Origin of the sequence: Candidatus Vicinibacter proximus, assembly GCA_016713905.1 — a bacterium.
GTDB classification, from domain to species: Bacteria; Bacteroidota; Bacteroidia; order Chitinophagales; family Saprospiraceae; genus Vicinibacter; species Vicinibacter proximus.
In genome coordinates this window covers 274,892-295,477 of sequence record JADJOE010000002.1, presented here as the reverse complement: position 1 = coordinate 295,477, position 20,586 = coordinate 274,892, and the positions used below count along the sequence as shown (strand labels likewise).

At 38.0% G+C, this 20,586-nt stretch carries 14 protein-coding genes; 4 read left to right on the top strand and 10 right to left on the bottom strand.

Annotated elements, in window-relative coordinates; translation table 11 throughout:
• Positions 1–22 precede the first annotated feature (22 nt).
• Together mce and IPJ83_07655 are read left to right on the top strand one after the other, a co-directional pair.
• Positions 23–454 (top strand): methylmalonyl-CoA epimerase, encoded by a 432-nt coding sequence (gene mce, locus IPJ83_07660; GenBank protein MBK7880418.1) that lies wholly within the window; start codon positions 23–25, stop codon positions 452–454.
• The gene (locus tag IPJ83_07655) at positions 441–1,220 is read left to right on the top strand and encodes a sulfite exporter TauE/SafE family protein (protein MBK7880417.1); all 780 of its coding nucleotides are present in this window, start codon (positions 441–443) and stop codon (positions 1,218–1,220) included. The genes mce and IPJ83_07655 overlap by 14 nt, the downstream gene beginning before the upstream one ends.
• Before the next feature lie 5 nt (positions 1,221–1,225).
• Here IPJ83_07655 and IPJ83_07650 read toward each other — a convergent pair whose 3' ends face one another.
• From IPJ83_07650 to IPJ83_07630, 5 genes are all read right to left on the bottom strand, one after another.
• On the bottom strand, positions 1,226–2,014 hold the full coding sequence (locus IPJ83_07650) for a class I SAM-dependent methyltransferase (protein MBK7880416.1): 789 nt from the start codon (positions 2,012–2,014) through the stop codon (positions 1,226–1,228).
• A gap of 187 nt (positions 2,015–2,201) precedes the next feature.
• Entirely contained in the window at positions 2,202–2,729 is a 528-nt protein-coding gene (locus IPJ83_07645) for a hypothetical protein (GenBank protein ID MBK7880415.1), read from the bottom strand.
• An 84-nt stretch (positions 2,730–2,813) separates the two neighbouring features.
• Entirely contained in the window at positions 2,814–3,503 is a 690-nt protein-coding gene (locus IPJ83_07640) for a DUF4918 family protein (GenBank protein ID MBK7880414.1), read from the bottom strand.
• 10 nt (positions 3,504–3,513) lie between these two features.
• On the bottom strand, positions 3,514–5,436 hold the full coding sequence (gene thrS / locus IPJ83_07635; protein MBK7880413.1) for a threonine--tRNA ligase: 1,923 nt from the start codon (positions 5,434–5,436) through the stop codon (positions 3,514–3,516).
• Between the two features lie 147 nt (positions 5,437–5,583).
• Positions 5,584–9,039 carry a hypothetical protein gene (locus IPJ83_07630; GenBank protein MBK7880412.1) on the bottom strand — a complete coding sequence of 1,152 codons (3,456 nt, stop codon included), beginning with the start codon at positions 9,037–9,039 and terminating at the stop codon, positions 5,584–5,586.
• A 146-nt stretch (positions 9,040–9,185) separates the two neighbouring features.
• Here IPJ83_07630 and IPJ83_07625 point away from each other — a divergent pair, with 146 nt between their 5' ends.
• Positions 9,186–10,172: an Omp28-related outer membrane protein gene (locus IPJ83_07625; GenBank protein ID MBK7880411.1), complete on the top strand. Its 987-nt coding sequence runs from the start codon at positions 9,186–9,188 to the stop codon at positions 10,170–10,172.
• Positions 10,173–10,299: 127 nt separating this feature from the next.
• The gene (gene htpG / locus IPJ83_07620; GenBank protein ID MBK7880410.1) at positions 10,300–12,159 is read left to right on the top strand and encodes a molecular chaperone HtpG; all 1,860 of its coding nucleotides are present in this window, start codon (positions 10,300–10,302) and stop codon (positions 12,157–12,159) included.
• Between the two features lie 5 nt (positions 12,160–12,164).
• Here htpG and IPJ83_07615 read toward each other — a convergent pair whose 3' ends face one another.
• From IPJ83_07615 to IPJ83_07595, 5 genes are all read right to left on the bottom strand, one after another.
• Complete coding sequence (locus IPJ83_07615; GenBank protein MBK7880409.1) at positions 12,165–13,208, bottom strand: rhodanese-related sulfurtransferase; 1,044 nt, start codon at positions 13,206–13,208, stop codon at positions 12,165–12,167.
• Between the two features lie 13 nt (positions 13,209–13,221).
• A complete protein-coding gene (locus tag IPJ83_07610) occupies positions 13,222–14,943 on the bottom strand; it encodes a S8 family peptidase (GenBank protein ID MBK7880408.1) in 1,722 nt (573 codons plus the stop codon).
• A 110-nt stretch (positions 14,944–15,053) separates the two neighbouring features.
• Positions 15,054–16,160, bottom strand: a complete 1,107-nt coding sequence (locus IPJ83_07605) for a hypothetical protein (protein MBK7880407.1) — start codon at positions 16,158–16,160, stop codon at positions 15,054–15,056.
• 217 nt (positions 16,161–16,377) lie between these two features.
• On the bottom strand, positions 16,378–18,702 hold the full coding sequence (locus IPJ83_07600; GenBank protein MBK7880406.1) for a gliding motility-associated C-terminal domain-containing protein: 2,325 nt from the start codon (positions 18,700–18,702) through the stop codon (positions 16,378–16,380).
• A gap of 485 nt (positions 18,703–19,187) precedes the next feature.
• Positions 19,188–20,552: a peptidylprolyl isomerase gene (locus IPJ83_07595; GenBank protein MBK7880405.1), complete on the bottom strand. Its 1,365-nt coding sequence runs from the start codon at positions 20,550–20,552 to the stop codon at positions 19,188–19,190.
• Positions 20,553–20,586 lie beyond the last annotated feature (34 nt).

Here is a 20,586-nt window from a genome sequence, read left to right as displayed (position 1 = left end):
CAACTTTCATTTAAATCGATATATGATCTCCCGATTAAAAAAAATTGAACACTTAGGCATTGCTGTAAAAAATATTGCAGAATCAAATGACTTATATGCCAATTTGCTAGGGGTTAATCCTTATAAGGAGGAAGAGGTGGAATCAGAAAAAGTGTTGACCTCTTTTTTTAAAATAGGAGAAAGCAAAATAGAATTATTGCAAGGACTAGACGACAATTCTCCGATCACAAAGTTTATTGAAAAAAGGGGTGAAGGCATTCATCATGTTGCTTTTGAAGTAGACGATATTTATGCAGAAATGGCCAGATTAAAAGCGGAAGGATTTATTTTGTTAAATGATCAACCTAAAAGGGGAGCAGACAATAAACTCATTTGTTTTGTTCATCCTAAATCTAGCCATGGTGTGCTGGTAGAATTGTGTCAGGAAATCAAGGAAGAAAATGACGTCCTATGAGATATTTCTGGCTATAATAGGTGGTTTTATCGCCGGTTGCATAAACACCCTTGCCGGTAATGGATCTGTTCTCACTTTAGGCTTCTTAACTGAAATCATGGGAATGCCTGGTAATTTGGCCAACGGAACAAACAGAATCGGGATATTTATACAAGGCCTGGCCAGTCTAGAAGCTTTCCAAAGAAATAAAAAAATTCCATTAAAAGAAACCTGGCACTACTTGGTAATTGGCATTATTGGGGCCATTATCGGGGCTCTTGTGGCGATCCGTATAAGTCCGGATGGATTCAAAGAAGTCTACAAATATCTGGTGCTATCCTTGTTGATCCTGATGATCATTCAATCAAAAAAATGGACAAGCAAAGTAATGTTTGCATCTGGTCTAAAACCATGGATTTACATACCTGTTTTTCTTGCATTGGGATTTTATGGTGGCTTTATTCAAATGGGCATGGGGATTTTTTTTCTTGCTGTAATGGTATACGTTGCAAAGCTGCCGATCATTGAAGCCAATGCCGTAAAAGTACTTATGGTCACTTCATACACCATAATTGTAATTGGAATTTTTCATGTTATGGGTTATGTAGATTGGAAAATAGGGGGAACCATTGCTTTGGGTCAGGGGGCAGGCGGTTGGATAACCGCGCACACGGTCAGTAAAATTCCTAATGCAGACAAGGTGGCTTATTATTTTTTAATCGCCATCATGATATTTACCTTACTGCATTTATTTGGTGTATTTGGTATGCTTGGAATCCATCTCTAATTTGACTAAAGTTTCTTTTTCGCCACACAATAAACAGCGGTGGTGTAAAAATCACACAACCATGGGATTTTGAATATTGATGGCAACATTCGTGGAGCTAAATTAAATTTAATCTCATAGTTTGGATTGATCAAATAATGATTCTCTCGGGCAATTTCAAAACCGGATGTTCTTAAATATCGAAAGAATTCATGAATACTGATTCCTGTTTCTTTTACCTCTTTCAACCCATCAATAAGAGCCTTACTTTCTCCAAAAGATTTCAAAACAGAGGCATATAAAAACTGTGGTAGTAAATGAAAGTATGGAAGCTTGGATAGAAGCTTGTGTTGGCATACCTGCTGATGTCCGCCAAAAGGCATTCTCCAAGGAGGAAAACCAAAAAATATTACACCATCATCCTTTAAAAAGGATTTAATGAAATGCATAAATTTTTGCTGATCCGGAATGTGTTCAATTACGTCTCTTAGAAAAATAACATCGAAGGAAGGAAGATCTTCCGGCTTGATTTTGTAAATATCTTGTGCAATTAAATTTAAATTATGATGCATGGGATGATGTGCAAAAATTTCCCTGGCAATTTGAATTTGATGATCCAAAATATCAATGCCATAAACTTTGCACCCCATTTTTAAAAATGGCTCCAAATTTCCTCCTTCTCCACAACCCACTTCAAGGATAAAAGAGCTGGCATCAAATTTTCTGATTTCCTGTATGTAAGGGATGACATACTTTTCTGTCGTGGCAGATTGTTCGTTGAAATAGAGTTTCCGGTCTTTATGTCTTTCCTGCATGAACTTGCTAAGTTTTTTGTTGAAGTGTTGGAATGATGCAAATATAGAGGGCTTTTACTAATTCATCTAGATACTTAAGGGAAGTAAGCTACGCTAAAGGGAAACAAATTACTGTATAAAGCTTGAGACATGAAAAAAAAAGGGGACGATAATTCGTCCCCTTATATTTTACAATATTGGTTGAAGATTACTTCGCCATCATTGTTTGTTTGAATGCATCATAAGCTTTCATTGCAGCTTCTTTTGCACTCATAGTGCTTGAATTCCAACCATCAACCATGCTTGCAGCAGAAGCAGCAGATGTTTTTAATTCATTGATTTTTGCCATTACATCTCCTTCCAATTTACCTTCTTTAAGACCTGTGCTTAAAGCATCAACTTCAGCAGTCATTGTAGCCCATTTTTCAGAAAATCCTGCGATTTCTGTACTTAAATTTCCTAAACCTTGAACTTGAGCCATGAAGGTGTTTTTGATGCTGTCCAGTACGGTTACTGTAGCAGGTTTAAGCTTAAGTGCAGGATCAATCATCATACTGTCCTGAAGTGCAGTAAGAGAAGAAGCAACAGCGCTTACTTGAGTACCAGCATCCGTTACAGCAGTACCTGCTTTAGACCACTCAGCAGTAAGTGCCTCAATTGGTGCTCTGAATTGGTCTACATTTTTACATGCTACTACCACAAGAAAAGAAACGAATAGAATTGATAATTTTTTCATTTTGTATTTTTTAATATTTGTGCAAAAATAGACAAAGTGATTTTAAGGCTTGTTAAAGGAGATTAACATTTAGTCAACGCATCGTTAATATTCAGAGAGTGCTTGCAGGTACTTTTGAATAAATTTGCTTTTTTCCTTTCTTTTATATTGCATGATGAATCTAGGGTGGGGAAGTGGATAAATTTGACTGAACCACTTATGCTGCTCATTAAGGGTGACCAAAAATTTATAGTTTTTACCTTCTCCAAGACAATAGATTTTTTCTTTGTCTAATGGCAGTTTTATAAGTCGGTTCATTTGGTGAACTATATATTCCGTCAATCTATTGGTAAATTCTTGATCATCATAATAATTAAAATTCTTTCCCATTTTAGTAAACCCCAGTGGGCTGACAGAAGAAATAAAAAACTGTTGATAAAAAATATCCGCACCTCCAAAAGATTGCATCATCTCATACATGAATTGAGCAGACAATTCTTTACTATTAATTGTGTTTGGAATGTTGCAATCTGTGTTTAAATGAATGCCATCAGTAAATGGTATACCGGTTGTTCCTGAACCATGCCTTCCGGGATTGATACCGAGAATTAATTTTCTTTTTTTATTATCTGAATAGAATGTTGAATAAAACTGTCGAATTAATGGATCTGCCGAAGATCCTACAGATGTTTCGATGAGATTTATACCGTCTGGAAGTACTGGCAACTTTTCATAAACTCCGGATAAAAATTCCAGTACCTGATCTTGAAAATCATGTGCACGATCCGGAATCAATACAGGAAGTTTAAAGTTGGCTTTTAATCAGGTTAACAAATTCCGGCACTGTCTGGCTTCCTTGATCTCCCGAACCTTGTTTTCTAACCGCAATGGTTTGATCATTGTGCTCTTTTTCACCAACAATCAACATAAAAGGAATTTTCTTTACTTCATTATCCCTGATTTTCTTACCAATCGATTCTACCCGGTCATCGATAAATCCGCGTAGTCCCTGATCTTGCAACAAACTATGGACAGATTCAGCATATTCCTGATACTTATCACTGACGGTAAGTATGCCATATTGTTCAGGAGCCAGCCAAAGTGGAAATTTACCGGCACAATGTTCGGTCAAAACCCCTATGAATCGCTCCATCGAACCAAAGGGAGCCCTATGTATCATTACGGGACGATGTTTGGAATTGTCTGCGCCAATGTATTCCAACTGGAAGCGTTCAGGAAGATTGTAATCCACCTGAATAGTGCCTAATTGCCAGCTACGACCCAAAGCATCCTTTACCATGAAGTCCAGTTTTGGACCATAAAAGGCGGCTTCCCCTAATTCTGTAGTGGTTGGAAGGCCAACCTCCTTGGTCGCATCAATAATAGCCTGTTCTGCTTTACTCCAATTTTCGTCTGAACCCAGGTATTTTTCTTTGTTTTCCGGATCCCTAAGGCTTATCTGAGCAGTAAAATGCTCAAATCCAAGCTTTTTGATGACATACATGGTGAGATCCAAAACATTTAAAAATTCTGCCTTTACCTGATCATCCGTACAAAAAATATGTGCATCGTCCTGGGTGAAACAACGCACCCTGGTTAATCCATGCAACTCCCCACTCTGTTCATATCGATAAACGGTACCAAACTCTGCGATCCTGATGGGTAATTCTTTGTAGGACCTTGGCTTATGCCCAAAAACTTCACAATGGTGCGGGCAGTTCATGGGTTTTAAGAGAAACTCTTCACCTTCCCTGGGAGTAAGTATCGGCTGAAAAGAATCTTTCCCGTATTTCTCCCAGTGACCGCTTGTAATGTAAAGATTCTTATGGCCAATGTGCGGAGTAATTACTGGCGTATAGCCTCTCTTGATTTGTTCAGCCTTAAGGAAATCCTCGAGTCTTTGCCTGAGCGCTGTTCCTTTAGGTAACCATATTGGCAGACCGGCTCCGACACGATCGGAAAACATAAACAACTCCAATTCCTGTCCAAGTTTGCGGTGGTCTCTTTTCTTGGCCTCCTCCAGCAAAATGAGGTATTCATCCAATTCTTTTTGCTTTGGAAAAGTGATGCCGTAAATTCTAGTCATCTGGGGCCTGGTCTCATCCCCACGCCAATAAGCGCCTGCCACATTGGTTAATTTGGCAGCTTTAATAAATCCCGTATTTGGTATGTGCGGACCGCGGCATAAATCTGTAAAGTTCCCCTGTGTATAAAAAGTGATCTGTCCATCTTGAAGGCCCTCCAAAAGCTCCAGTTTATAAGGGTCTTTCTTTTCCGTAAAATAAGCAATGGCGTCTGATTTACCGATCTCTTTTCGGATATAATCCGATTTTTGCTGTGCAAGAGAAATCATTTTGGATTCAATCTGAGCAAGATCATGACCCGACAATTGTTTTCCCTGAGTATCTATATCATAATAGAATCCATTTTCAATCGCTGGTCCAATACCAAACAACGTACCCGGATAAAGCGCCTCAATTGCTTCTGCCATGAGATGCGCGGAAGAATGCCAATAGGTGGATTTTCCTTCTTTATCATTCCAGGTGAGCAATTGCAAAGTGCAGTCCGTTGAAATCGGTCTTGTAGCGTCAATAACCTCTCCATTTACTTTGGCAGATAAAACGTTGCGGGCAAGACCTTCACTAATGGATAGTGCCACCTGAAGAGCACTAACTCCCTGAGGATATTCCTGTACTCTGCCATCCGGAAATGTAATATTAATATTCATCAAAATAAATTTTGGGCTGCAAAGTTAGCATTTTGTTGGGCAATAGAGATTAATTGACAGAAATGTAATCGGGTTTGTTTATCGTTTTTCCATCTAAATTCTTCATCTAGTTTGGTGAAATGGAATCGAGTTGATCCTTAGATTCATTTAGAAATTAGCCCTGATCGAAGCCCGTCCTGTTTGGATAGGCGTAGACTCGGCAGATTTTCTAACGAAGTAACTAAATTGCGCTGTGATGACATCTGAAAACTTAATATCCAGATAATATTCCATGCTTAAATTGTTTCCATCTTTAAATCCATCCAGCATGATGTATTCTACTGCAGTACCTGAATTACCTCTATAATCGATAATGATCCATTTGACTTCAGAACGCAAGGAGATTTTTTTTCGAATGGTACTTTGACCACCAATTTGAAATTGTTTAATACCGGCTTTTTCAAAACTGGTCTCCAGCTCTTTGTAATTTCGGTATAAAAAGGATCCGTTTATTCTGTGGTTTTGATGGATTCGATACACCAGATTACCTTCAAATTTGGAAGACTCAATCAGATAGTTTTGTAACGCATATGATTCGGTAAATTTCTTTTCGTTTCTAAAGTTGTAGGTAAATATCCAATCCATTTTTGAAAATGTAGTCAGTCGTGATTTTGATTGAAATTCAAGAATGGTTCTTTCGTCCACACCTGAAGTAAGCAGTTGACGATTACTGCTGCTAAGTATGGAGTGTTGAATTTCATATCGTGGATTTGCTCTGTTGACATACAAATGTTGTTGGGAAAATTTCTGAAAAGCTAATGACTTTTCTCCCAATTGATTTAAAACAAAGGGATTAATTTGTTGATACCATTCAGTTTCTGGGCTTAGTTTCGAATTAAATCTAAGGATAGACTCAAAGTATAATTTGCGCAAAAAATTCTTTGGATGAAGCGAAGGCAGCAAGCGGTTAAAATCCACCTGAACAACCTGATTCAACAAAGATTGGAATGTCTGAATGTACTCAGAATTAAACAATTGAATTCGGACAAATCTAGCGGTGTCCACTTCAGGTGCAAATACGTATTCCTGAATTTGGCGAATACCATCTCCATTGAAATCCATAAAAATGTAATCACCATCCCCAGGTCTGCGCTCTTCAAAAATAAACTCTACTCTTGGCTCAGCCCCGGATTGAATGGAATAGACATTCTTGATGCGAATTGAGTTTTTTTGAAGCGATAGAGAATGATCCATTTGACCAAGAAAATAATATTGTCCAAGCGAATCATTCAAAGTTGGATTTGAATAACTGATGTTTCTAACACTCAGTTGTCCATCCCATTGTCCTGTTTTAGATTTTGGAATGCTCGAACTAAAAGTGAGTTCATCAGAAATACTGAATTTTTGAAAGTTTTTTCCTTCTGAAATTTGGTCCGTTCTACGACGAAAATCCAGTTTCTGAATCCAGGCTGAACTGCTCTCATATTTAAAATTTGCTCCGTAAACATTAAAGTAAAAACTCGAGAGAAAAAGACTGTCTTGTTGGGTTGATCTCCTTGAATTTACTTCCTGCTCAAAATAAGTTTGTACACTAATTTTTTTTCCAAATTGCCTGGAGAATTTAAAACCGGGACGGTTATAGTTAGTTTTTTCCAATTCAGCTTTTGTTTGTAGGAAATCCAGTTTTAATTGAAATGACTGCAGGCCATCATTCCATTGAATACCCACTTCCTGTTTGCTTCCTTTAAAGCCTATGGAACGATCGAAAGCCTTGTATTCTGCAAAGGAATTCAAATGCTTTCCAAAAATCATGTTCGCGCGTCCGGTATAGATTTGATCTCTGGAACCGGTTTGAGATTGAATGTTCCAATCTCTGCTGAATTCCTGATTTCGGTAGGGATTTAAAGCAACAAACCTGTAATCGTTAAACTCATGATTACCCATCATTTGAATGCCAAACCACTTTTTGGAATATTTCTGGCTACGAAGATCAATTCGTGAGGCGAAACCAATATTGTCACCATCATCTTTGGATGAAATCCTGTTTTTGTCCAATAGTGAAATTCCCGTCTCCAAATTAAAACCGGCTTTATCCTTTTCTAATGAGTTATAGTGGACACCTGTCATCAGCATGCTGTGACTTCGTGGAGCGATAAGCGGAATTGCAGGGGTATAAGAACCCAATAAAACACCAGTTAATGGATGGTATCCTACCCATTCATATACTCTGCCATTTGCATTAGAACGTTTAAGTTGATAAGTGCCTTTCCCGGGTCCTATTTCAGCAAAAGAGGCCTGCAAGGAATTGCTGTCCGGCATGTCATTATATTCCAGTATACTGAACAAACGAAGCTGACCCTGGATCAGAACACTGGTATCTTTTAAGGAATAATATATTCTGTTTGGATTAAATTGATTTCCACTTTTACTTATGCTTGACCTTACAGCCAATTCACTTTGATCACCACTGGCAAATAAAATTACCCGATCTGTAGAATCCTGGTCGGAAGATACGGCGGGTCTTTTACTGTCTTTCTCCTGGTAAAAATTTAGGTAAGTAAACCATTTTCCCTTAGATGCCTGAGCATTGTAGGTGTTTATGGTCCGTAGATAATACTGATCAGCATATTCGAATTCTACAAAGACCCTCATTTGGTCCGTTACCAGGCGCTTTGGTGTAAAACGAATTTCCGCAAGATTGTAATCCATTACATAATCCGCATCCTCCCCTCTGGTCAGCTGAATTCCATCAATAAATACTTTTTCTGTTCCAGCCAATAGAATGATAAAGCTTTCTCCATCACGGCCCTTAAGTCTGTATGGTCCTTGATTGCCGTTAACAATGAGGATATTTTGCCGGTTGAATTTACCTCTTGAAATTCCAAGGGATAATTTATGATTTAACTTCCATTTGCCTAGATTATGATAGTAATCGATTAATCCACCCTGAGATTTTTTGTAATAATTTTGGAAATAACCGATCGGCCTGGTCAGTTCAAAATCTCCGGCAGTGAGACTGTTTTTCCCTTTGCTCAATTTTAGAAACAACCGGTCGAATTCCTGTATTTGCCGGGTATTTCCATCGGGCTGGATGGGAATCTGATTGTCCGAGATGGCACCTGTCAAGGTAATTCCATCTCCAAGATCGCCACTCAGCTGAAGGTTAAGTGCAGAATTCAAAATTAAGGATTGGTTGCTACCTAAACTCAATCCACGGGTATAGTTACCTGAATATTCGATGCCTTTGGAATCCCACCAGTCTGTATTTTTCTTTGGACGGTAACCTTCCAGGGCATAATCCGGAATAGCAGCATTTTGGTGGAGGGAAGAGTCCAGAATAAATTTATATTTGTTGAATACAATTGGAAAGACACGCAGGCTAAGCCATAGAGAGTCGTATTGCTTAATCAGTTCAGGGCCAAAGTATATGGTAGACCCTGAAATTTTTAACTTTTCATAGCCAAAACTTACTGAACGATCTTTGGAATAACAGAAGGATTCGGGAAAGTAAAAGTTAAGACTGTCCGAAAGCCTTAAACTATCTTTAGTGGCTAGGTAATAATCTTGCCGCAAGGTCTCCTGGGCATAACAAACCCTACTGATACAGACAAATATGCCGATCAATGTAAACCGTTGGAAAACAGAACCCCAATAAAATTCCCGCAATCTATGCAAGTCAAGATAATATTACAAAAATAATTAATATGTTGAACATTATGCAATATGGCGATGTTTAATTATTTTTGTAACTGATATTGCAATACATGCTTATGAAAAGAATTCTACTCCTCTCTTTATTGATCATCCAAATAGCTTCTGATATCAACGCGCAAGCAAAGCGTTATATTTTTATGGAGCACTTTACAAATACATATTGTGGCATCTGTGGTGCTAGAAATCCTAGTTTTTATAGCCTTCTCACAAAGTATGAAGGAAATTATCACCACATGACGGTGCATCCTTCATTTCCATACACAGCTTGTACTTTATACCAGGCCAACAAAACAGAGAATTCGCTAAGAGCAAATTATTATGCAATAAACAGCACACCCACACTGGTTATTCATGGTACTTCCAAAAAATCTCTATCATCCGTTAATGCTGCTGTATTGGACGCTGAGTTAAACAAGACCTCCCCCGTGCAAGTGGTGGTGAAAGAAACCGGTTCCAGCTTAAGGAACATCAGTGTAGAAATAAAGACTGTTGGAAATAAGCCATCAGGGACATTTAGGGTATACGCAGCGGCAGTAGAGCGAAAAATAAACTTAGCTTCTCCAAATGGAGAAAAAGTACACCATAATGTATTTCGAAAATTTATCAGCCAGGCTGATGGCGACCCTATTTCCCTTTCCGACAATGGTGGAAGTCAAAATTTAAGTTATTCATTAACCATTGACCCTTCTTGGGTTGAGAATGAAGTCTATGTATTGGTTTGGGTTCAGGACATCAATACCAAGGAGGTGTTAAATTCCGGGAACAAGTTTGACATTACCAGCTCAACCACCAATCCTTCAGGCGGACCAGACTTTCATGTTCTGGCCAATCCGGTAAAGTCTAATTTGATTCTTCAATTAGAGAAGCCGGTTAAAGGAGAGTACTATGTGCTTAATCTCATGGGTCAACTTATTGAAAAAGGTAGTCTTAATCCATACAATACCAATTTGGAATTGGGTGTGGATCATTATAAAAAAGGCATTTACCTGGTCAGAATCCAATCCGGCGGACTCAAAACAACCAAGCGTTGGATTAAAGATTAAAAATCAATCCTTGATAAATAAAATCCCGGTCAAATGACTGGGATTTTTCTTTTTTACAATTGTCATTTTGTCAGTTTTTAACTGACTGGCACAGGCTTTGACAATACAAAACCAAATTTAAAAGACTATGCAAAGCGGTAAGATATCTGTACAAACGGAAAACATTTTTCCAATTATCAAAAAATTCCTTTACTCTGAACAAGAGATATTTTTACGTGAATTAATTTCCAATGCTATTGACGCAACCAGTAAATTAAAAGCGCTCTCCAATAGGGGAGAAATGAAAGGAGAGCTTGGAAATCTGAATATTGAAATCATTCCGGACAAGGATAGTAAAACACTGACCATTCGTGATCGTGGCATTGGTATGGACGAGGAAGAAGTAAATAAATACCTTAACCAAGTCGCCTTTTCTTCTGCTCAGGAATTTTTAGACAAATACAAAGATGAGTTAAATATTATCGGACACTTTGGTCTTGGATTCTATTCTGCTTTTATGGTGGCCGAGAAAGTAGAAGTGATCACGAAATCTTACAAAACAGATTCTGTGCCGGTAAGATGGACTTGTAATGGTGAGACCGAGTATACCATTCAGACGGATGAAAAAGCTGATCGTGGGACGGATATAGTACTTCATCTAAGTGCGGATGCACAGGAATATCTCGAGGAATTCAAATTGCAAACCTTATTGGATAAATTCTGCAAATTTTTACCTGTTCCAATCCAACTGGGTACAAAAAAAGAAACCATTAAAGAAGGAGAAGAAGAGAAGGAAATAGAAGTTCCGAACATCATCAACAACACCAATCCACTTTGGAAAAAATCTCCGAATGACATTACAGAAGAAGAATACAAAGCCTTCTATCAGGAGTTGTATCCATTTTCCACAGAGCCTTTATTTTGGATTCATTTAAACATTGATTATCCTTTTAATCTTACCGGAATACTTTATTTTCCAAAAATCAAAAATCAATTTGAGATTCAAAAAAACAAAATCCACCTGTATTCCAATCAGGTTTTTGTGACGGATGATGTAAAAGAAATAGTACCTGAATTTTTGATGTTATTGCATGGGGTAATTGATTCACCGGATATCCCGCTCAATGTTTCCAGATCCTATTTACAGTCTGATGCCAATGTCCGTAAAATAACAGGTTACATAACCAAGAAAGTAGCAGAAAAACTACAGGATCTGTTTAAAAAAGATCGTGCTGATTTTGAAAAGAAATGGGATGACATTGGGACCTTTATCAAATACGGATTAATTTCAGATGAAAAATTTGCTGAAAAGGCAATGGCTTTTTCACTATTCAAAAATGTGGATAAGGTTTATGAAACCATAGAAGAATATAAGGAAAGAGTTAAGGACGTACAGACAGATAAAAACAAACGATTGAATGTTTTGTATACTCATGATCCGTTATTGCATCACGGTATTATACAACAATGTAAAAATAGAGGATACGATGTCTTATTGATGGATCAGGTTATCGACAATCATTTTATTCAGCATTTGGAATACAAGGCAGAGATGAGTTTCAAACGTATCGATTCAGACACGGTTGATAGACTCATAGATCTTGATGAAAAACCAGAGTCTGTATTAAATGAAGATCAGCAAAAATCTGTAACAGAATTATTCAAACAATTGTCTGTTAATTCAGCTTCAAGTACTGAAGTAAAAGCACTTTCTCCCAATGACCCACCTATTCAGATTGTTCGTCCTGAATTCTTGAGACGAATGTCTGAGATGCAACATATGATGCATATTGCTCGTGGTGAGCAGGATGACATGTTTAAAGATTCCCATACCGTAATCATCAATTCAAATCATCCTGTCATTGCTCAAAAACTGGTCACTATTACGGAGGATTCTTCCAGACAGGCACTTGCTACCTATTTATTGGAACTGGCTCTCCTGGAACAGCAAATGCTCAAAGGAGCAGCCCTGACTGATTTTGTAAAAAGAAGTATGGAGAAAATCTAAACAGATTATGTTAAATCGAGGTGTTCATCTTTTCCCAAGGCTTTGTAGCGACCTTTGGAAAAGGCAGAGCCATTAAACTCTAATTTTCCGGCCAGTTCATTTTTTAATTCTTCCGGAAGTAAAAGAAAATCGGCACATCGCTGACTGCAACATTGATGATACTTTTCCGAGCAGGTTGGGCATTGGATAAAGAGTATGTGGCATTGATCGTTAAGACAATTTGTGTGACTGTCACAGATTGCTCCGCATTGGTGACATTTACTGATCACCTGTTCGGATATTCTTTCCCCTAACCTTTCATCGAAAACAAAGTTCTTGCCGATGAATTTATTTTTAAGTCCTTTTTCTTTAACCTGTCGGGCATACTCAATGATACCTCCATTCAGTTGGTAAACATCTTTGAATCCCCTGTACTTCATATATGCGGAAGCTTTTTCACAACGGATCCCTCCTGTACAATACATGATCACAGGATGGTCTTTTTTTTCTGCCAATAAATCTGCAACAATGGGCAAAGATTCTCTAAAAGTCACTACATCCGGGGTAATTGCGTTTTCAAATTTGCCGACCTCACTTTCATAGTGATTTCGCATATCTACCACTATCACATCTTCTTTATCGGTTAATTTATTAAATTCTTCTGCATCCAAATGTATTCCAGAATCTGTCACATCAAAACGAGTATCATCTAAACCATCGGCAACGATTTTAGGACGAACTTTTATTTTAAGCTTGAAAAAACTTTTTCCATCATCATCGATTGCATAATTCAAGCGGATGTCTTTCAGAAAAGTGATTTCTGATATTTCAGATTTAAATTGATCCAGAAATTCATTGGGTACAGAAATCTGTGCGTTGATACCTTCATGCGCAATATAGATTCTTCCCAGTACATTTAATTTATCAAAAATCAAATACAAGTGATCTCTGAATAGTTCTGGATTCGCAATTTTTACGTAGTTATAAAAAGAAATTGTAGTTCTCTGGACACTACTTTCCTTCATTTTTTTTATCAGGATTTCTCTATTGACCTTGTTATGTAGTTGGATGGCCATTTAATCATCAGATTTTCAAAAACAATCGGGAAAGTCCGCTTTCTTTTACTTTAAATACACAAATTCCTTTAGGTAGATCTGATATGGAAACAAGACTGATTTTCTGGGTGATTATTTTTTCGATTAACAGGTGGCCAAGCAAGTCATAAACCTGAATGGTGCGATATTCGTCATCCATGAACTCTAATTTAATCAAATCTGATGCCGGGTTAGGGCTTATAGTAAAACCGGTTAGCATTCTTTGCTCTTCTTCGATTTTTAAAAGAAGTGCCATTTTGACAGCAGCATCTGCCTGAATTTTACCATAGCCATATACATGATTTGGGCGAGCAGAATTAACCAATCCTTCGCAATCAATGATTGCATCATCCGGACGTGCACTTAACTCAATGATGGTTTCAATTTTTTCAACTTGTCCTGCCAGAGCCGGATGCGCACTTATGATCAATGCAACCAATCCGGCCACGTGAGGTCCGGCCATACTTGTGCCAAACCACCCTTGTAATTCTCCGGACAGGGTTCTGGAAATAACATAAGAGCCTGGGGCAACAACATTTGGCTTTATTCTGCCACTGCTGTCGATTCGGACCGGTCCTGCGCTGCTAAAACCACTGATGGTATCATTTGATGCAAAAGAACCTACCGTAAAACTGTTTTCGAACATAGCAGGAGGATTGCTGATTGTACCACAACCTACACCATCATTTCCGGCAGAAACCACTACCACAATTCCGGCCTTTTTCAGATTGTTGATGACTTCCTCCATGTACACATAATTGGAAGCATTACAGCCTTCTGACTGACTGCAATACCAACTGTTGTTAATTGCATGAGGAGCAAGTTCTGGTTTAGGATTTTTTCCATCCAGATCCGTAGGCGCAAGAAAAAATTGAAAACATTCAATGTAAGTGGATGGCGCTCCATTACCTCGTTCCATATTTCTGCATCCTATCCATTTAGCTTTAGGGGCAACCCCATACAAATTGTCCGTAGTACTTCCTACCATGGTGCCGGCAGTATGAGTGCCATGGCCATTGTCATCACAAGGTTCTTTAAGACTTAGTCCACAAGGGTTGAGGCTGTCCGCGCTCAAAACGCTGATGGTGTGAATGCCATCATGCCAATTGTAGTTATGGTCCACGGAAGTTCCATTCCATCCTCTATATTTCTCTTTTATGCCTTCCAGATCCCATTTGTATCCGGTGTCTTCTCCAGCGAGTGTTACGCCTTGTCCCTCAAATCCCATTTGCCAAACCTTATCTGCCCCAATCCTGGTCAACCCCCAAGTGATTTCCGGAGCCCTTTGCTGCATTTTATTAAAACTCAGGTCCTGTCCTAAATTATTGGAAAAAGGCTCATCAAAAAATATGGCTTTGACGTTTGGATTTGAGGCAATCTCTTGTAAAAGGCTTTGATTAATTTTAACTCTAATGGCATTGACTATCCAAAAAGATTGGTGTTCAAGACCTAATTTATTAAAATGGTCACAAAGAGATTTTTGGCTTTTGGCCGCAAGGGTTGACAGTTGTTGAAACACATAGGTGGATTTTTCTTCCTTTGACCAATTTTCCCTGTAAAGCGGAAAGTCAGCCTTTTCCTTTAAAAGTACAATCACATCAACTTCCGTCCGCTGTTTTAATTTATCGTAAATGGTAGGATGAACGTAAGCCGATTGTCCGTAAGAAACCATACTGAACAACACTGCAAAAACAAACATTTGAAAACGCATGGACCAAAATTTTTGCAAAGTTAAGAAAGTCAGAGGCTATTTGTAAAATTAGAAAGGCCCGAAAATATTTTCGGGCCTTTCTAAAGGGTGTTCTCATGTTGTGATTTATGCTACTTTTTTGTATTGAATCCAATAGAGAGTCCGAATCTTGGACTATCTTTTCTAAGAACTACATAGGCATTTACTGGGAAGTTAACGTGACCACTTCTAAAGGATTTTCCAAAACCAATGGCTAATCCGCCTTCAATCTTGGTAATACCGCTTTGTGTAAGGGATTCTCTGGAGTTACTAAGTTCCTCCATAGTTAAAGGCCTTTTAGGTTTTTTGACGGAGGTCCATCCTTCATCAAGGTAAACTCCCTCCGTTCTTCTTGTTGTATTGAATGTAGGTCCAATGGTAAATTCCAAACCTGTTTTATTTGACCGGATTCCATGAAGGAAGGTAAAACTGGGTATGAAGGAGCCATATTCAACACCGGAGACCAAAGGAAGAAATTCAAATAGCCCCTGAATATTACCTTGGTTCAAGTAAGAAATCTCAAACTGATAGCCAAAATGGGAGAGGATCGGTGAACTTCCCCAGCCACCTTCTTTTTCAGGTCTGCGGAAATCTTTTGCGTCCGGACCTGCAATGAATCCAAATCCAAATCGGGGACCACTCAAATTAAGCCGGGTGATCTTTGGATTGTTTAAAGTGCTTTCGAGACTTTGGATTGAAGTTAGTGTTTTCAGATTTGCCTCATCCACTTCCAGTCCATGCATTTTTCTTAGCGTAATCTCAATCATCAACGGAATACGATCTGGAAAGGCCATAAATTCCTGGCTATATGTTTTCTCCATATTTCCTCCGGGGACATTCAGCAAACGAAATGAGATATATATTTTTTCACCAAATTGTTCAATGCTGCCTCCGATCACTTTTTCTACACCAAGGGCTTTTCCAATTTGGGTCATGCATTGTTTGCTCATACAATTGGTAAGATCAATGTTATTTTCTTTCGCTGAAAACTCTACATCTTTTTGGTTAAGTACATCATAGATGTTTAATTTTTTCAATTCATACATACAGATATTGACTAATTGATTGGAGTCATTTGGAAAACCTTTAATTTCTATTCCGGCAATAAGTATTCCCGGCATAACTTCAGCAGATCTTAGAGAGGAAATTAAACCTGATGCAAACAACAAAAGGATAGTGAAATTTAATTTTGATTTCATGGATCATAATTTTTATGTGATTAATGAATCAAAATTAGATTGGACACCCAGGTTTATATTATCCATGTCTGATAAAAACATATTTATAATTCTATAATATGTATAAATTATTATTAGATTAATGGAATTCCGGAAAATGCATATTTAAGGCACTGTTCAAAGATGAAAACGATCTTTCCTGATTTTCCGAGTCAGAACTTAAATGATACGATCTCAGTTAACGGATCAGCGTAAGATCTCCGGAAACCGTTTTATGAAGGGTTTGATATCGATCATCATAACCTGTGTAGGAAAAAACATAAACATAAACTCCAGGTACCATAACCTGACCATTTGCTGTGCCGTCCCAGCCTGTGTTTGGATCTTCAGATTGGAAAAGTAACTCTCCCCATCTACTGAAGATTTGAAGTTTGTAACTATTTAAATAAGTAGTTTTTGGTAAAAAGAAATCATTTATTCCATCACCATTTGGTGAAAAAATATTCGGAAAGAAATATTCTGCGGGACAACGCTCTTCCAGGAGGATCGAATCTGTTCCAATACAATAATATTCGTTCGTGACCTGGATGCTGTACAGACCTGCCTTGTCTGCAATAAATTCCGGATTCATTGATCCATCCTGCCAAACCAATCCGGAAGAATAAGATGTTTTCAAAATGACACTTTCCCTTTCTGGGCAGAAATACAGATCTTTTCCTAAATCGGGCTTTGGATTTTCATGAACTATAACAGACAGGTTTTTAGGAAAGCTTGCGCAGCCATAATAATCACTCATTACGGTATAAGTTCCTGACTGCAGAACATCTGTAATGGTCAATCTTGGATCTTGTAGGTCTGAGTTAAACCCATTGGGGCCTGTCCATAGATAGCTGCTCTCATCCCGGTCAACAGCATGAAGAGTAATTTCCGAACCAATACAAACTGTTGTATCCGGATAAGCTGTTAAGCCTTGTCTAAGCGTTACGAGTATCTTTTTATCCAGAGTATCGAATGTATTTCTGCATAAATCATGGACAAATAACTGAACCGTATAATTTCCCAATGCCTTGAAACGATGTTTAAATTCGTGAAGATTTGAACGTGTTCCATCCCCTAAATCCCAGGAGACTGTAAATCTGGAAGGAGGAAGTCCGGACTTCATCAAAAGACTGTCGTTGAGACAGGAACCATCAGGAATGGGAATTTGATTAATTTTAAAAAAATTAGCCCCACCTCCATAGGCATAGGATTCAGCTTGACCATAACCATAGGCTACCGCAATGAGACCACATCCTTGTGAAATAAGTGTGTGTGGTCCATCTTTTACCTCTAATTGAACGAAAGCAAACTGATTGGAGTCGCCCACTGTAGTTAGATTAGCTCCCCATTGGTTCAATGTTTTCCCATCAACCGTCAGTTTTGAGCTGTCTCGAGATTGTATGATGATGTTTATAAAGTTGTTGATGATATTTTCATAAGGTGAATTAAATAAGGTCACGGTATCTCTGTATTGTTCAATGCTGTTGAGCAAAACCATAGAAGGGTCACCGAGTCCATTCAATCCATTGCAATTGCCACCTACTAGAAACTGAGCCAACATTACCGGATGATTGCTCTTAATGTAAGCGGATTTTTGGCTTAACCTGAATTCACGCCATTGTCCTTTATTCAACGTTATGGTTTGTTGCGAGGATGGATTATAAGTGTGAATCACCACTTCTGTAAAGTCCTCTGCTGCCAAAACTCTAAACAAATCATAGTTGACAAATTTTGAAGGAACGGCGATAAATTCTTTACCCCAGGTTTCAATGGGATACATTTGCTCCAAAGTATTATCCCTATTTCCGCATCCTGTAGGAATTTGAGTCCATCTGTTGCCACTAAACACGGCGAAATTTTTATTTCCCCTTAAATAAGTCCCGCTTAAGTCATCCGTTACTTTAGCAGCTTGTACTTGATACGTTTCTCCTTTATCAAGCGTTATCTGCTGTGTACTGAATTTTTTTTGACCACCACGGGTATCGGCTGAAAACTCCAAATCTATCATGGTTTGGTCCTGGGTGGCAACAAGGACAAATTCTGAGGGATAATGGTCATCATTGTTTTCATATCCTGAGTAGGTCATGGCATAATATTCACTACCCAAAGAGCTTATGGGCAATACGAGCGCTGCATCGGAGCGAAATTCATGAAACTGGTGTATATAAACCGAACTCGGCAATTGTGTTATGACGTTTACCCCTTTGCTGGCTTTAATTTCAGATCCAAAGTTTTCTGCTTCGGGAGGGATAGATATGGTGATGATGGTATTCGCTGGTAAATTAAAGTTGACTGACCATCCAATGGCATCCATACTTATTGTTCCAGAAGTATTATGTTTTGAACTAATCATGCACAACCTGGCATTTCCCCTGTCTCTGTGTTCCAGAAAGCTGAACCAAAATTCCGTTCCTTCATTGGACTGAGCAATTAAAAGGGGATTAATTATGGCTAAGAATATAAAAACCAGCAGGCTTTGTATCAAGATCATTCGAGACCTGGTGGCAGTTTTTATGCATTTCATAAGCAGAGATGTAAGCATAACGGAACAGTTGAGGCGCAATTGTTCTCTAACCATTTAGTTTATATATGTAATATAGAGTCTGGATAAGATTTTTAAACCGAGATAGACATGCAATGCAAATTAATATAAATTAGTAAGGTTTCATAATTTGTTGTAATTCAAGAATTTACAATATGATTTAAATTAATTCTCGATAAATATTAAAAAAAATTAAATTTTTTAAAAAATTGGCAAGGTTTCTGCAATAGAATAATTGTCGGAGAAATCCGGTAAGTATCCAAGAAATTAGATACAACAATTTCTGAGGTCGGTTCGCTGGGGGGTATGAACCGATCTCTTTTTTTTTGTCCATTTTGAAGAATAGAAAATTAGAATTCTTCTAATAGCAGTAAACCCATAAAGGTAATTTGCATCCAAACAAAAATGCTTTAAAGATTTATATCACAGGCAATCCCTAGGTCCTGTTTCCAATATGTTGAAAAAAACTAGTTATGGGCACCTCCCCAAGATTGTAAATTAGGACAATTAGATTTTAGGTCCGGATCCACTTCAGCATATATTTTTGGAATCTTTTGGTCCAACCATTTCTTAAAGTGTTCATTCTTTTTCAATTCTTTTGCAGCAGTTTGGATTTTAGCATAATCGGCTTCCAGGCTTGCTTTGTGGGGATTGGTCCGGGATTGTAATTTAAAGATCCTGAAATACTTTTTTCCTTCCTGGTCATTTGAGCCAACAGGTTTAGAAATCTCCCCAACTTTAAGTGCATCGATTGCAAAATAAACATCTGGTTCCAGATCAGCAACTTCGAAATAGTTATTTCCGGTTTTAGGATTAATCAATTGACCTCCGTTGTTGTAAGTTTCCGATTTTTTATCAGAAAATTGTCTAACCGCAAGTTCGAATGGCATGGAGTCCTTAAGGATTATAGTTCTTATGCTATCCAGAAATTTTTCAGATTTTTTGTAATCTTCCTCTGTGATTTCAGGTTTAATCAGGATGTGGCGAGTATTGATATTATTTCCTCTTCTTCCGAGCAATTGAATGATGTGGTATCCAAATTCAGATTCTACAATGCCTGAAACGGAATCTTTTTCAAGATTAAATGCGACGGCTTCATATTCAGGAACAAGATTTCCTCTTTTCATCCACCCAAGACTACCACCTGCTTTTGCGGAACCCTGATCATCGGAATAGGTTTGTGCAAGTTTTTCAAAACTTTCTCCGTTTTTGATCCTGATTAAAAGTTTATTTAGTTTTTCTTTTGCATTTTTGATGGCTTCACTATTTGGTTTTGGTTTGTGGAGGATTTCGGAAATCTCTACTTCAGAGCTGAAGTAAGGAAGGCTGTCTTTAGGAATCCTGCGAAAGAACACATCGGTTTCCTGTGGAGTTACACTCACATTACCTATCACTTTATTTTGAAGTCTTTCAGTAAGCAATTGATTTTTCAGATCTTCTCGGAATCGATTTCGTACCTGTGCAATAGTTTGGCCGTAGTATTCTTCAAACTTTTTAGTATCGTTGTTCATGTATTGCAGAATCTGGTCAATTCTAGCATCCAACTGTTGTTCAACTTCTTCATCTCTCACCTCGATACTATCCAATTTAGCCTGATGAATCATAAATTTTTGAAGAAATAAATTCTCTAATATGGCACAATCATCGCTTTCGTTCAAAGCTGCTCCCTGCCTCTCCTTTACATAAGCTTTTTGATCCTGGAGATCGGAATAAAGAATAATTTCTCCACCTATTTTGGCAATGATACGATCTACATATAAATTGTTCTGTGCATTAAGCGTTATGCTAAAAATGTTCAGAAAGACGATAATCAGATATATTATAATTTTCATAATTGTTTGCTGTTGAGGTATCTGGGGCCTATGG

Excerpts from the sequence above, each read along its gene's own strand:
- mce (MBK7880418.1), top strand. The coding sequence starts at position 23 with ATGATCTCCCGATTAAAAAAAATTGAACACTTAGGCATTGCTGTAAAA.
- IPJ83_07655 (MBK7880417.1), top strand. The coding sequence starts at position 441 with ATGACGTCCTATGAGATATTTCTGGCTATAATAGGTGGTTTTATCGCC.
- IPJ83_07650 (MBK7880416.1), bottom strand. The coding sequence starts at position 2,014 with ATGCAGGAAAGACATAAAGACCGGAAACTCTATTTCAACGAACAATCT.
- IPJ83_07645 (MBK7880415.1), bottom strand. The coding sequence starts at position 2,729 with ATGAAAAAATTATCAATTCTATTCGTTTCTTTTCTTGTGGTAGTAGCA.
- thrS (MBK7880413.1), bottom strand. The coding sequence starts at position 5,436 with ATGAATATTAATATTACATTTCCGGATGGCAGAGTACAGGAATATCCT.
- IPJ83_07625 (MBK7880411.1), top strand. The coding sequence starts at position 9,186 with ATGAAAAGAATTCTACTCCTCTCTTTATTGATCATCCAAATAGCTTCT.
- htpG (MBK7880410.1), top strand. The coding sequence starts at position 10,300 with ATGCAAAGCGGTAAGATATCTGTACAAACGGAAAACATTTTTCCAATT.
- IPJ83_07610 (MBK7880408.1), bottom strand. The coding sequence starts at position 14,943 with ATGCGTTTTCAAATGTTTGTTTTTGCAGTGTTGTTCAGTATGGTTTCT.
- IPJ83_07605 (MBK7880407.1), bottom strand. The coding sequence starts at position 16,160 with ATGAAATCAAAATTAAATTTCACTATCCTTTTGTTGTTTGCATCAGGT.
- IPJ83_07600 (MBK7880406.1), bottom strand. The coding sequence starts at position 18,702 with ATGAAATGCATAAAAACTGCCACCAGGTCTCGAATGATCTTGATACAA.
- IPJ83_07595 (MBK7880405.1), bottom strand. The coding sequence starts at position 20,552 with ATGAAAATTATAATATATCTGATTATCGTCTTTCTGAACATTTTTAGC.